Source organism: Paenibacillus sp. FSL R5-0749, from assembly GCF_038595085.1.
Taxonomy (GTDB): domain Bacteria; phylum Bacillota; class Bacilli; order Paenibacillales; family Paenibacillaceae; genus Paenibacillus.
Window position 1 is genome coordinate 5,314,052 of the sequence record NZ_CP152005.1, and the last position, 13,462, is coordinate 5,327,513.

Sequence of the window (13,462 nt, forward strand, 5' to 3'; positions counted from 1 at the left end):
AGTTTCAATGAGGAAGAACTCACTTCACTTTCACCTTAATCGTGTCTGTGCTGGTAACTCCAGCTGCGTTAATTAACTCGGCCCGATACGTATACGTACCCGATGCTTTGCCGGACAGTTTAGTCACAGCACTTTGCGCAAGAGGTGATACCGCACGGAGTTCTTGCGTGTCGATCAACTTATCATTCTCATAGAGACGATACTCGGTAGCATTGGTCCCCCACCACAGGTTCATGGTCACCTTATAATTGCCATCGCCGTCCCAGTTATCCTGAGATAGAACTGCTTTGCCTGGCGCTGCGTTGGTAACCTTAACAGTCAACGTCTGACTCCGCGTTGTTCCCTTGTCGTTAGTGAGCTCAGCCACGTACGTATATGTGCCATTGGCTTTGCCTGTGATTTTCGTCTGAGCAAACTGCGCCCAAGGCGCGTTATAAGTCAACTTCTGCGTATCAATTAGAACCCCGTCCTCATATAACTTGTAGCTAGTTCCGTTCTCGCCCCACCATAGGTTCATGGAAACGATATACGAACCCTCTGGCAGGCCGTTACCTATCCAGTTATTGTGAGACAATACAGGTGTACCCGGAGCCTTGGTAGCCGGAGTTTCAGGTTCGGTCTCCACAGCTTCCAACTTCAGTACCGTATTGGCTGTACCCGAAAGCCCCTGTTGGTCTTTTACCGTAAGTTCAACGGCATACTCACCTGCGTCTATTCCTTCCAAAGGAAGGCTAAAGGTGCCATCAGCTTGTACCTCAAAGCCTCCCTCTTTATAAACCGAACCATCCTCTTTACTCACAACATACGTTGCTTCCAGGGAAGCTGCCGCATCAAAAGCAATGTCCCATCCGCTGGCAAGCGCAGGCGCAACACGGAAGTACAAATCTTCCACGCTACCATTAAGGACAGCAGACTCATCCGCTTTGAACTCCAATGTTTCTGGTGCAGTTACAGCCGGAGCTGTCTTTTTCACCAAAAATGGCGAAGTGTCTTCCTTATAGGTTTTGCCGTCCGTTCCAATAGTAGTGATATCAACGGTGTATAAACCATCCGGAATCTCTGTCACTTCATCGGTTGTGTAATCCGCATATGTGCCATCCCAGGCAAGATTATATCTTGCGTTAGCATTGAAATTATAATAGTTACCGAAGATGGAGCCGATATAACCATCTTGATAATATCCACCTTCCGGATTAAGACCATCAAAAATCTCAATCAGGGCGAATGTCATCGGATTGTAGAATTCCATCGCTACATTAAGCGTATCCAACGTACCATCAGCCTTCAATGGATAGTGGAAAGGATTTTTTTCAGTGCCTTTTACGGTTTCAATATATTTAACTCCACTCAACGTAACGTTGAAATGAGCAACATATGGCACAGTAAATGTATTGGTTCCGTTCGAGAACTCAATGTATCCTTGTGCTTCTGTAGTCGCAGTAACCCCTCGTGGAACGGTAATTGTCACTGCAAGCTCTTCCTCACCATTCAGTGTGAAGGAACTCTTGTCTACCGCAACGGATACACCAGCAACATTACGAGTTGGATTCACATTTACAGTGTAATCCCCTCCACTGCCATTCCGCGCTTCAACTTTAATCGTTTTGGTAATCGTCTTTTCATCTGTGCTCAGGAAATTACCGTAGTTGATGCTTCCGGTGATATTCTCCTTTTCAACAACAGCGCCACTTTCGGTATATTGAGTTACATCAAGCACTTTGACAAAAGCAGCAGGATCAATAGTATTCACTGCTTGAATACGGCCAGCACCTTGATCAAATACATCAAATTGGGTTGTATCCAACACTTTACTATTGTTCATCAGCGCAACTTTGATATCAAATGGCGTCCAGTCCGGATGCTTCTCAATCAACAGTGCAACCAACCCTGCTACATGAGGTGTAGCCATACTTGTACCTGATTTACGGTCATAAGCTTGTGCGTAATCTGCGTCTGGCTCATCCTTGCCGTAGGCAGGAATCGTAGACAGAATGCTTGTACCTGGTGCAACAATATCCGGTTTGATGTCCAGCGTTACCTTGGCAGGTCCGCGTGAACTGGATGAATTCATTTCATCACCCGGCGTTTGGCTGCGTTCAAAATCACTAAAGCTCACTTCAACGGCTTGGCCTGCGTCCAACTCAGCCTTGATAACCTCTCCATCTTCCTTGGACATGCTCAGTGTTGGAATGAGTTCAAAGTTATCTCCCAGACTTACACCGATTGGGCCCGGAATGTTGTTATATACAATAACAGCCACGGCCCCAGCCGCTTTGGCATTGGCGATTTTCTCTACAAATGCGAGTTCACCACGTTGTATTAATGCTACTTTGCCTGTAAAATCCTTACCTTCAAAATCAGTGGGCTTACCCAGTGCTGCAAATTCAAGCTCATATTTCCCAGTCAAAACAGTCTCAGGGTCTGCTGACAGGCTCCATCCCATCACATCCAAACGGTAAACCGACTCTGTAACAGCCAGTGGAGCTTCAGTTAGAGCAATTACAGGCTCTTCTTCCACAGGAGCAGCTTCAGGAGAAGCTTCAACTGGTGCAGAAGGTGATGCAGATGGCGTATTTTCTTCAGTTGCAGCCTCTTCTACATTCGAAACTCCAGCTTCGTCAGAAACCACATCCTCCACAGCTGCTGCACTATCTTCAGTAGCAGTTGCGGGTACACCTTGCTCCGAACCTTCAGGCTCTTCTGTTCCAGATGCCGTCCCCAGTTCAGGAGATGATTCAACCTCTGGCACCGGTTGTTGCTCAGGCAGAGTCTCTTCGCCTTCCTCACCAATCCAGAAGTGAGTATCCGCTGTAATAAGCTGGCTAGGGCCCGTGGAGTTACCTACAGTGATGGCCATGGCAGATGCCCCCGGAGAACCGAGTGTATAGCGGTTCGGTCCGTCATTGCCACTGGCAACTACTGCTGTCACACCAGACAGCATCGCATTATTCAGGGCTACCGAGGTAATATAACTTGGATCGTTAGCGGCATTCCCCAAAGAGAGATTAATTATATCCATGCCATCTTCAACGGAACGATCAATTCCGCCGAGCACCCATGAGGTTTGACCACTACCATACGGCCCAAGTACACGGTATGCATAGATATCTGCTTCAGGAGCAACGCCAACAATCCCGTAATCCCCTGCTTCACGAGCAGCAATGGTACCAGCTACGTGCGTACCGTGGGATGTGTAAAAGGCACTTCCCCTTTCGTTAAACTCAGGTTCCCCTGAACTTTTCCATTCCTGATATGTCGCTTCATACGGATCATTGTCGTTACCAACAAAGTCCCATCCGCCTTTGTAAGCTTCCTGCAAATTAGGATGCTCATAGTCAATCCCTGTATCGATGACACCCACTTTGATGCCATTTCCTTTGTAACCCAGATCCCATACTTCAGGTGCACCAATAAAAGGCGCCGTGTCTTTCATGTACGGGTTCACTTCATCGGTCTCAGGCGCTATTGTAACTTCAAGGTCAGGATATACGCTGACCACGCCAGGTATTTGAAGCAATTGTCCCACTTGGTTTCCTTTAAGCTCAATCGCTACACCATTTAGGGCATATGCATACTCTTCCAATACTTCATGTTTGATTTTCTTCTGAGTGAGGCTATGTACAAATGACTGTTGTTGTTGCTCAACTTGAGTCACAGCCTTTGTTTCCATAGAGGAGGTAAAAGATTTTCCGGAGAGGGTTGATTCACCTTGCGCTACTGCAACAGGTTTATTGGAAAGCTCAACGATCACTCGGGTGTTCTCTCCACCCAGGCCTTCCAGGCTTTTATCCAAAAATGGATCTGCGGCAAGTTTGGCTTCCCGTCCTGCAAGAATTTCTCTCCATTGTTTGGCTTCGGCTGTACTCGGTAAGTTTTCAAGCTGAATAAATGAATCTGCGGGAGCGGCTCCAGCCGCGGGGAGAATAATGGAAAAGACCATCAGAACACTTAATAACGTGGATATCAATCGTTTACTCAAGGCTTTGCCCCTCCTTTTAAATGTGAATACCTCACCAAATGATGGGTTCCTGCTGTTTGTGCGTACTGCAATACGCACTCCAATTTCACCACCTATCTGCAAGAAGATTGACCCTTGGTAAATTATTCTATCAAAATACCACATTTTCCTTCTAAATACTTACATAAATGATATAAAAATTACTTATATGGGTCTTGAGTATGATAAAAATATCTACTTGTAATTATTTGTCGTTCGAATATTTTATTTTTAAAATAATGCATCAAAAAAAAAGACCAAGCGCCTCTTTGTCAGCAAGAGAATCTTGGTATATGGTAAAGTTATTTAGTGTACAAAGCATAAAATCAATTCGGTTAACATCGATAACTATCACAAAATCAACTTCATTCCGGCTTCACGGCTTCAATACGCAGACGCTTGTAATCTGCATACAAAGCATCACTCTTCCAAAGTTTAGGCACCACGATCTGACTGGTTTCATGGCATATTTGTTGTATCTCATCATGACTGAAACCTTCAAAATAGTCTCCTCCAAAATGAGCCAACCAGCCTACTATACCCTGCTCACCATCTTCCAATCTGGTAGGACGGTCATAGTGATAGGCATGACGTACCAGAAATCCGCCTTGTTCCAAAATATAGCTATATTCTCCGATCGACGGAAAATACCAAGGATTACGTTCAGAAGCACGAATGCCCGTGTTTCGCTCGATAACCTCTTCCAAGGCATTCACGATAGTCTGCACGTTCCCTTTACCACCGAATTCTGATACAAATCGCCCTCCGGGCTTCAAAGATTTCCATATACTGTCCACCACTAATCTCGGACTTCGCATCCAGTGCAAGGCTGCATTGGAGAAGACGGCATCATACTGTCTATTCGTCTCAAACTGATGACCGTCTCCTCCCACGAACTCAATTCCAGAGAATTTCTCCCTCGCACGGCGAATCATGTCCAGCGATGCATCCATACCAACAACTTCAGCTTCGGCCAGAGAAATTTCGTACGTCAAATCCCCCGTACCGCAACCCAGATCAAGAATGTATTCCCCTTTTTGAGGTTGAAGCCAAGAGATCAGGTTTTTGCCATATTCGGAGACAAAAGCCAGTTTGTTGTCATAGTCATCTGCTTGCCATTGATTTATTGATTTCATGGATACCACCGTCGCTTCCGTTATTGATATCCTCATTGTGGCACAGAATTGTTTATTATTTAAATATATAAATTCTATATTATTTATAGGTATAACCAATAAATGAATTCAGGAGGGATACTCTCCTTCCAGTCGAGACTGCGAAGTGGTGCTAACGAAGCGAATGCTCCGACGAACCATTGGGGTTCTCTTCCCCTGAACGTAAAACAAGAAGCTTCCCAAAGGAAGCTTCTTGTTTTTTACGTCCCAGGAGGGATTCGAACCCCCGACCGACGCCTTAGAAGGGCGTTGCTCTATCCAGCTGAGCTACTGAGACAAATATGTATTATAAATTTTCGGCGCGGTTCTTATTATACTCTGATTTCTATATTTTTCAATAGTTTTATAAAAAAATTAATAATTATACTTCAATGCGAGTTCCACAGGCATCCTTCGTAATCAAATTCGGAATTTTTGAACAACCTTTCTAAATGTACTTTCGGTATTATTCTCATACTCCATTCCCTTTAAGAATATGATTGCTTGAACCAGGTTATATTGAGGAGATGGGGACATTTAGAGCAAGATTAACATAAGACATGTTCAATGGTAGAATTGCTGGGTAATCTTTTGCATACATACATTTCAATGATGCATTGAAGGAGAGAATCGTCATGAGACAACTTTTATCAGCCCTATCCTACTTTAGTATTTTCTTTGCCCCGTTCCTGTTTCCAATCATCGTATGGATTGTTGCCAAGGATGCTTACATTGAGGGACATGCAAAACGCGCCTTATTCTCACATGTATTCCCCTTTCTTGCTGCCATCCCGCTATTTTATTTCTTCGTGACTGCACATAGTTTGGGTTCAGCCGTCGGCTTTGTCGTTCTATTCTTTGTGATCTACGGATTAAGCTTTGTATATAACGTGGTCAAAGGGATTCAAGTGCTGCGTGAGTACGCTTGATCACCTATCCGCCCGGACTGACTTGCATAACAAAACCCCGCTGTTTGTTAACAGCGGGGTTTTCCAGTTGCAGCTGTGGTTACAACAATTCGTTTACTATCGATGTATGCTCGACAAGAAACTCCTATTCTGCCATCCATCAATCCAACTCATACAAACGTTCCCGGTTAAGCCTTTCCGATTAGATAACGCTGAAGCGTTGGACCAAGCAAACCAAAGGCAAACAACTCATTTTGAAACTGAGCCTTATCTTCCTCCACCGTCATACCTTCGCTGTTCTCAAAGGCGGTTTCTGTCGCCTCTTCAAATGCGGTGTGCATATTATTGTTATACCAGTCGATCGCTGAATCAGAGTGGTTGCGTACAATCCGAACGACTTCCAGCGAATTTCCGGGTTGAGTAGAGGCCACGTATACAAGTAATGACGGATCTCCGACATTTCCAGGCTGCACTTCCACTTCTGCACAGGATAATCCGTCTACCTCGGTTAATCTGCGTATTTTGGCATCTTGAATGGCATACATTCGTTATCGCGCTCCTTTTTCTGTGTTCTTATCACGTAGTTTGTTCAATCTGGTATCGTGTCTCTGGTGTGCCCAATCGGTAAATCTCCCGATACACCTGTTGTAATACCGTTTCATACGCCCGGTTTACGGATTCCTCCGGTGTATCTGGCCATGGGAACACCATGCCAGGAAAGGCCTCTTCCTCCTTTTCCTGCATGAGGCTCAGCAGTCCCAGTAAGTGCTCCGCTTCCTGCGGCGTTGCCTGAATGATCCATTCATACGATGTTACCGACGGATCCGGAATAACGGAGCGGCCCATGACAGACACATAATACTTCATACTGTCCATTGCACGTTCTCTCCTTCACAGGCATGTTTAGGTCGTTGTCCCTAGAACTAGTTTCCGAAGAGGACAGACATTTTATGCCTGCTTTCGGCATATATTTGTTACGACCTCTGACGAAAAAGACAACATTTGCTGGTTGCCCGTAATTAAGCAGCCATACGGATGAATGACTCGACCAAGAAAGGATGAACAAACCATGTGCGGTATTACCGGCTTCATACAGTGGAATCGGGATCTGACCCAGGAATCAGAGCTGCTGGTCCGTATGACGGATAGCTTGTCGAACCGGGGGCCCGACGCTTCAGGTACATGGATCTCCAATCCTTGTGCCTTTGGACATCGGCGTCTTAGTGTAATGGACCCCGAGAACGGGGCACAGCCCATGCATGCGTTACAGGGAGATACCTCCTATACCGTCGTGTATAACGGAGAACTATACAATGCACCCGAGTTGAAAAAGGAATTGCTCCAGCGGGGGCATCCGTTCCGCACGCAATGTGATACGGAAGTGTTGCTCGCCTCTTATATCGAGTGGGGACCGGCATGCGTTGACCGGTTTAACGGTATTTTCGCTTTTGCCATATGGGATGGGGGACGCGAACAGGTTTTTATGGCACGGGATCGCCTTGGCGTGAAACCTCTGTTCTACAGTAATGCCAAAGACACACTCGTATTCGGCTCAGAGCCCAAAGCTCTGCTCATTCATCCAGATGTAGAAGCCGCGGTTGGCCCGGAAGGGTTGGCCGAAGTGTTTATTGTAGGACCTGCGCGGACACCAGGGCACGGTGTATACTCTTCACTGAGTGAACTCAAGCCTGGGCACGCGCTGATCTACAACCGAAACGGGATCAGAACCTATGCCTACTGGAAACTGGAAAGCCTGCATCACGAACATAATCTGGAAGAGACAGCAGCCGAAGTGCGAACACTCTTGCAAGATACACTGGAGCGCCAGTTGGCTTCGGATGTCCCAGTATGCTCTCTTTTATCAGGAGGACTGGATTCCAGTGCCTTGTCTGCTTTAGCCGTGGATTATTACAACCGGACCGGGCAAGGCCAAGTCAGTACGTATTCTGTCGATTATGTGGATAACGCCAAGCATTTCCAGGCACATTCCTTTCAGCCAGGTGCAGATGGCCCCTGGATTAAACGAATGGTAGATGAACTCAAGACCGATCATCACTGGATTGAGATTGAGAACGGAGAGCTGGTTCATGCCCTGACACAGGCCATGCTAGTAAGGGATTTGCCGGGCATGGCAGATGTAGACTCCTCGCTCTATCTGTTCTGTAAAGAAATCAAAAAAGGGGCCACGGTTGCCATTTCAGGCGAAGCAGCGGATGAAGTGTTTGGCGGTTACCCCTGGTTCCATCGAGAAGATATGCTGAACTCCGGTACGTTCCCGTGGTCTGTAGCACCTGACATGAGAGCAGCGCTATTATCCCCGGATATTCGGGAATGGATTCGGCCACTCGACTATTTGGCAGACCGCTATTCCGATGCAGTGGCTGAAGTGCCTCTTCTGGATGGTGAAACGGGTAAAGATGCACAAATGCGGGTGATGTCCTACCTGAACATTACACGTTTCATGCCTACACTTCTGGATCGCAAAGATCGGATGAGTATGGGGGCAGGATTGGAAGTGCGGGTTCCATACTGTGACCATCGCCTGATTCAATATGTATTCAATATCCCTTGGGAGATGAAAATAACCGGCGGGCGGGAAAAAGGTATTCTGCGCAAAGCACTCGAAGGTGTCCTGCCTGATGATGTGTTATATCGCAAAAAGAGTCCTTACCCGAAAACACATAATCCGCAATATCTGGCCGCGGTTAAACAACAGGTCCTTGACATACTGGACGATCCAACCTCGCCAATTTTGCCTTTGATCGACAAAGCCCAAATTCGCAATTTAGCTTCTTCTGCAGATGCCGCATCCAATCTCCCATGGTTCGGACAATTAATGTCTGGTCCACAACTGTTCGCCTATCTAACGCAGATCAATACCTGGTTGCGGACGTATAAAGTCGCTATTCGTTAACCTATCTTATCTTGCAGCACATGGTTCTAGATCAAGACCAAAAAGGGTGCCCCGACAGCAGTTAGCTGTACGGACACCCTTTATTATGTGAGAGGCTACATAAGCCTAAGCCCAACCTTTCACCCACACTTTACTCTCAAGCCGGAATTTATTGAACTTTGAATTGACGGACAGTCTGTTGCAACTGCTCTGCCATGGACGAGAGATCATTGGCTGCGGAAGCGATCTCCTGCATTGCAGACAACTGTTCCTCTGAAGAAGCACTCACCTCTTCCGTTCCCGCTGCTCCACTTTCCGTCACTTCCATAATGGTTTTCATGGAAATACTAATCTGCTCTACACCTGCTGACATCTGCTCGATTGAAGCAGAGACTTCTTGTGTTTGACCCGCTACATTACCAACTGCTTCCCGAATTTCATTAAATGTAGCACCTGCCTGGTGAACAAGTTCAATTCCCTCTTGCACCTCTGCCGTCACTATACTCATGGATTGAGCAGCGTTCCGCATCCCTTTCTCCATGGAGGCTACCAAAGGCACAATCTGTTCCGCTGAACGTGCTGATTGTTCAGATAATTTACGAACCTCTGTGGCAACAACCTGGAACCCTCTCCCATGTTCACCAGCTCTAGCGGCCTCAATGGCAGCGTTAAGGGATAAAAGATTGGTCTGGGCTGATATTTCAGAGATGCTCTCCACCATTTTCACAATATCCCGAGAATGTCTGCTCAATTCTTCGATAACTGCCGACAGACCTGAGACCGTAACATGTATGGAATTCATCTGTCCTACAGCGGATTCAACAGACTCACTGCCAGATACCGTCTTCGCTGAAACTTTCGTCGCTTCCTCCGACATATTTAAGGTGTTCACCGTAACCTGCTGAAAACCTGTCGTCAACTCAGTCATCGTCTGGAATCCGTCACTGACCATCCGTACCTGGGTATCCATTCCCGTCGCAATCTCCCCCATCGTGATGGCTACTTGTTCCGTGGCGGTGGATGTCTGCTCCGTACTTGCTGTCAGTTCTTCGGAAGAAGCAGCTACGTGTTCTGCGCTATTCCCAACCTGATGAATAAGTGTACGCAGATTCCCGGACATGATGTTGAAGGCTTGGGCCAGATCACCAATCTCATCCTTGTTACGAACTGTAATAGGTTCACCAGTCAGATCCCCTTCCGCAATGCGACTTGCGGCTTGAGCAACTGCAGCGACAGGCAGGGAGATCAGTCTGCCTATGATGAACGCAACGAGTGTTCCAATGAGAATGGAAGCTACCCCAATAATAGTAATCCAACGAAGAACTTGAGCAATCTGAAGATTGGCATTCACAACGCCAGCATCCATGGAGTCTTGTTGATGTTTCTCCATATTATTGACAATGGCTTCAAACTCACCGATCAGAGCTGGAGCCGTATCCTGCATTAGTCTCGAGATCTCGCTGTTATTCCCCTGTCTTGTCAGTGTCATAATATTCTTGGCAAATTGATGATACTTACTCATCGCTTCATCTGATTGGGTGAGGTAGTCTTTCATGCTCTGACTTGTAACCGTTGATTGTAACTCCTTGCTTAACGCTATGTAGTCTTCATATGCCTTATTGAATTCATCCTCGTTAACCTCATTGTCTTCCATCACAAAATTCCTCAAAGCAATCTGCTGTGTTTTAAGATCTATCGTCATATTTTTGATGAGCAATAGTTTACTTGTTCTATTATTAATTAATTCTGTATACGTTTTCTCAATGGATACAAATTGGGTATACGCTATAACCGTTACAGCCACCAGTAATAACAGTACCGATGAGAAACCCATAAGTAACTTGCGGCTAATTGATATTCTTTTCATGTCTATTCCCCCGAGATTCAAATAACGTGCGCGTTTCCCCGACATCGGTCCCCCTTCCACAGATTAATAAAGATAAGACTTTAGACCTATAAATAGATACATATACAGATTGTATGTATAAATACTATTTGAAACAGGTCTTTTTTCCTATTTATATTAACCCAAAAAACACAGGATTTGAATCATAAACCCGGAAAATATTTCAACAAGAATAGTCAAGACCCTTTTTCATCAAAAATATTAAACAATATGTATCTGAGAATATCAAAAAAAACACACTTTTCAGCGTAGCCTGTTCAAACCCAAGGTCTGATCCCGCTTACACTGAAAAATGCATTTCAGAGTTATGCTGACATATGAAATTCGGATCAAGGAATCAGGACCGGATTACGCTCCAACAGCCCACTACCAAATGTTTCTCTGAAGGGAGAATCCTCCATATGAATGTAGCCGATGTAACAGCCACATTTTTTCATGCGGCAAGGCCGATCCTCGGCCAAAGCTTGCAGACCATCGCGATAGAGATGCCCAATGATCCGGCGATCCTTGTAACACCGCTTCACATGCCCTGACCCTTGTACATAAAATACTTCCGAACCGGCAGCACAACGTTTGCCCAAACTCTCATAGTCCTGCAGATTACCTTCAAAAAGCGGATCGATCCCACGTAAAAACTGAATTTCCTCCGGCGTGTAATACTTGGGCCGATCTTTGAAGGCATTTACCCACATATACACATCATCCGGCAAAGCCTGTCTCATGGACTCAATTGCGGGGAAAGCACTACGGAGTCCGACAGTACCGACACTAAAAGCAAGTCCCATCTGACGCAAGGTCAGACATTGTTTTACAAAGGAAGACTCTTTTGTCTCACGAGGATGATACGTCGCCCAAAAAGCTGCTTTATTCGCATCCAGCTCCCTCGCCCAATCCAGCTTGACGGACAGATTGGTTTGGATCGCAACTTTATCCACATGTGGCATATGTGACAGCTCAACCATAGCTTCCCGATACCAGCGTCGTACCAACGCTTCACCATAAGGATTGAAGAAAATAGAGAAGCGGTGACCTTCGTCTTCCTGAGCCTTAACCCAATTCACAAATTGACACAATTGTTGTTCATCCACTTCCAGCGTCTCTTTGGAATCGACGGTTTTGCTAAAAGGGCAGTATGGACAGTCATAATTGCAGGAAGACAACTTGCCGCGATAATACAAAGTCGCTCTCATGAGAAAACAAACCCTTCCATCTGTTCACGAATTTCGGCGGATATAAGCCAATCTCCAATTGCATCGGAGTAACCCAGTCCTTCTTCTGTCAGACGTAATACACGTTCGCCTTCCTCCAGTTCAACCCGCCCCATATCTTCCGTAAACAACTCGCTAAGCCAAGGATAATCAGCCATCACATCGGTACCGAAGCGCTGTTGGTAGTCAGACAACGTCAATCCCTCCCGATGCAGCAAGGCTTTCAGAATAAAGCGACGTCTCTGTTCCTCGCGACTTAACACGATACCATAATCCGCCACATCGTAGCGCTCAGTCGCCACATAATCGGCAATGATGCTCTGTGTAGCCTTGTAACTCACACCGTACTTGGAAGCATAGTGTACCTCACTCGTATAAGAGCGTGCGCCGCATCCCAGACCAACCATGCCCTCCTCCTGACAGCTATAAGGCAGAAGCACTTTGGAGGACGATTGTTCCTTGGCAAATCTTCGCATCGAATACTGCACATATCCTTTACTTTTTAAAGTCTCACGTGCAGCAATATACAGCTCCATCCGAATGTCAGGTCCCTGACGACGAATATCATCAGGCTTCACGATTGTATTTTCCCGAGTATACAAAGGATAGATAAAGACTTCGCCCGGCTCGTAAGCCAAAACTCTTTCCAGTGAATAGATCCACGATTCGACCGTTTGACCTGGCAGACCATAGATCAGATCCAGATTCAACAATGGGAAATCATAACGGGTAAGCTTCTCAAGCGCCCGTTCGACCTCCTGCGGTTTTTGTGGACGATAGATGGCAGATGCTTCAGCTTCTATGAAACTCTGGATACCCATACTAATACGATCCACACTTCGCTCCTTCATAATAGCCAGCTTGGCTTCCGTAACGGTATCCGGGGACGTTTCCACCGAAATCGATGCTTGCGCAGGGTCCAGCCCCATCACATGTTCAGCAATATCAAACAGACGATTCAACTGAACCTCATTTAATAATGTAGGCGTTCCTCCACCAATCGCGAACCGCGAATACGGTCTTCGAGATGTGATGGGTGCCCACTGTTTCGCCTGACGTTCCAGCGCATCCACATAACGTTCATGCGTATCATCCCGTCGATCCGGCAGGGTGAACAGATTACAGAATCCGCAACGTGCAGCACAGAAGGGAATATGCATATATAAAAAATACGTATCGGTATTTTCTCGTTCCCACATTGGTCCCAGCGGCAGTGGTGGGTCAAGCTCCCGATATGCGGTCTTGTGCGGGTATGAGTACAGATACGAACGATAAGGGAATGCGAGTACTTCACGAAGACCTGTAATCGTTGTATTGGATCCGGACTGATCGGAATCGCCTGTTGTCATGGGTTGTGAATGATTGTCCATCGGTCTCCTCCTGTCTCCGGTTGTTA

General features: G+C 46.2%; 9 protein-coding genes and 1 tRNA gene. 2 read left to right on the forward strand and 8 right to left on the reverse strand.

The genetic code is table 11. The features are described 5' to 3' along the window. Positions 1-19 precede the first annotated feature (19 nt). The 3 genes from MKY85_RS23735 to MKY85_RS23745 all read right to left on the reverse strand — a co-directional run bounded on the left by MKY85_RS23735 (position 20) and on the right by MKY85_RS23745 (position 5,449). A complete protein-coding gene (locus MKY85_RS23735) occupies positions 20-3,979 on the reverse strand; it encodes a S8 family serine peptidase (RefSeq protein WP_342570907.1) in 3,960 nt (1,319 codons plus the stop codon). A gap of 383 nt (positions 3,980-4,362) precedes the next feature. Further along, positions 4,363-5,133, reverse strand: a complete 771-nt coding sequence (locus MKY85_RS23740) for a class I SAM-dependent methyltransferase (RefSeq protein ID WP_342570908.1) — start codon at positions 5,131-5,133, stop codon at positions 4,363-4,365. A gap of 242 nt (positions 5,134-5,375) precedes the next feature. Beyond that, positions 5,376-5,449: transfer RNA gene (locus MKY85_RS23745), tRNA-Arg, on the reverse strand. A gap of 337 nt (positions 5,450-5,786) precedes the next feature. Between MKY85_RS23745 and MKY85_RS23750 the strand changes: the two genes are divergently transcribed. Beyond that, complete coding sequence (locus MKY85_RS23750; protein ID WP_253440343.1) at positions 5,787-6,080, forward strand: DUF4870 domain-containing protein; 294 nt, start codon at positions 5,787-5,789, stop codon at positions 6,078-6,080. Between the two features lie 167 nt (positions 6,081-6,247). Here the strand turns inward: MKY85_RS23750 and MKY85_RS23755 are convergent, their stop codons facing one another. After that, the gene (locus MKY85_RS23755) at positions 6,248-6,604 is read right to left on the reverse strand and encodes a hypothetical protein (protein WP_342570909.1); all 357 of its coding nucleotides are present in this window, start codon (positions 6,602-6,604) and stop codon (positions 6,248-6,250) included. A 31-nt stretch (positions 6,605-6,635) separates the two neighbouring features. Then, the gene (locus MKY85_RS23760; RefSeq protein ID WP_342570910.1) at positions 6,636-6,935 is read right to left on the reverse strand and encodes a hypothetical protein; all 300 of its coding nucleotides are present in this window, start codon (positions 6,933-6,935) and stop codon (positions 6,636-6,638) included. 193 nt (positions 6,936-7,128) lie between these two features. Here MKY85_RS23760 and asnB point away from each other — a divergent pair, with 193 nt between their 5' ends. Beyond that, a complete protein-coding gene (gene asnB, locus MKY85_RS23765) occupies positions 7,129-8,973 on the forward strand; it encodes an asparagine synthase (glutamine-hydrolyzing) (protein WP_339237139.1) in 1,845 nt (614 codons plus the stop codon). A 148-nt stretch (positions 8,974-9,121) separates the two neighbouring features. On the opposite strand, the gene MKY85_RS23770 is transcribed toward asnB, so the two are convergent. The 3 genes from MKY85_RS23770 to MKY85_RS23780 all read right to left on the reverse strand — a co-directional run bounded on the left by MKY85_RS23770 (position 9,122) and on the right by MKY85_RS23780 (position 13,415). After that, a complete protein-coding gene (locus MKY85_RS23770; protein WP_342570911.1) occupies positions 9,122-10,819 on the reverse strand; it encodes a methyl-accepting chemotaxis protein in 1,698 nt (565 codons plus the stop codon). A gap of 368 nt (positions 10,820-11,187) precedes the next feature. Beyond that, positions 11,188-12,048: an STM4011 family radical SAM protein gene (locus tag MKY85_RS23775; RefSeq protein ID WP_342570912.1), complete on the reverse strand. Its 861-nt coding sequence runs from the start codon at positions 12,046-12,048 to the stop codon at positions 11,188-11,190. Continuing rightward, entirely contained in the window at positions 12,045-13,415 is a 1,371-nt protein-coding gene (locus tag MKY85_RS23780) for an STM4012 family radical SAM protein (RefSeq protein WP_339243192.1), read from the reverse strand. The genes MKY85_RS23775 and MKY85_RS23780 overlap by 4 nt, the downstream gene beginning before the upstream one ends. Positions 13,416-13,462: the final 47 nt, after the last annotated feature.

Bases quoted from the DNA above. Each gene is read 5' to 3' on its own strand.
- MKY85_RS23740 (WP_342570908.1), bottom strand. From the start codon at position 5,133: ATGAAATCAATAAATCAATGGCAAGCAGATGACTATGACAACAAACTG.
- MKY85_RS23750 (WP_253440343.1), top strand. From the start codon at position 5,787: ATGAGACAACTTTTATCAGCCCTATCCTACTTTAGTATTTTCTTTGCC.
- MKY85_RS23755 (WP_342570909.1), bottom strand. From the start codon at position 6,604: ATGTATGCCATTCAAGATGCCAAAATACGCAGATTAACCGAGGTAGAC.
- MKY85_RS23760 (WP_342570910.1), bottom strand. From the start codon at position 6,935: ATGGACAGTATGAAGTATTATGTGTCTGTCATGGGCCGCTCCGTTATT.
- asnB (WP_339237139.1), top strand. From the start codon at position 7,129: ATGTGCGGTATTACCGGCTTCATACAGTGGAATCGGGATCTGACCCAG.
- MKY85_RS23770 (WP_342570911.1), bottom strand. From the start codon at position 10,819: ATGAAAAGAATATCAATTAGCCGCAAGTTACTTATGGGTTTCTCATCG.
- MKY85_RS23775 (WP_342570912.1), bottom strand. From the start codon at position 12,048: ATGAGAGCGACTTTGTATTATCGCGGCAAGTTGTCTTCCTGCAATTAT.
- MKY85_RS23780 (WP_339243192.1), bottom strand. From the start codon at position 13,415: ATGACAACAGGCGATTCCGATCAGTCCGGATCCAATACAACGATTACA.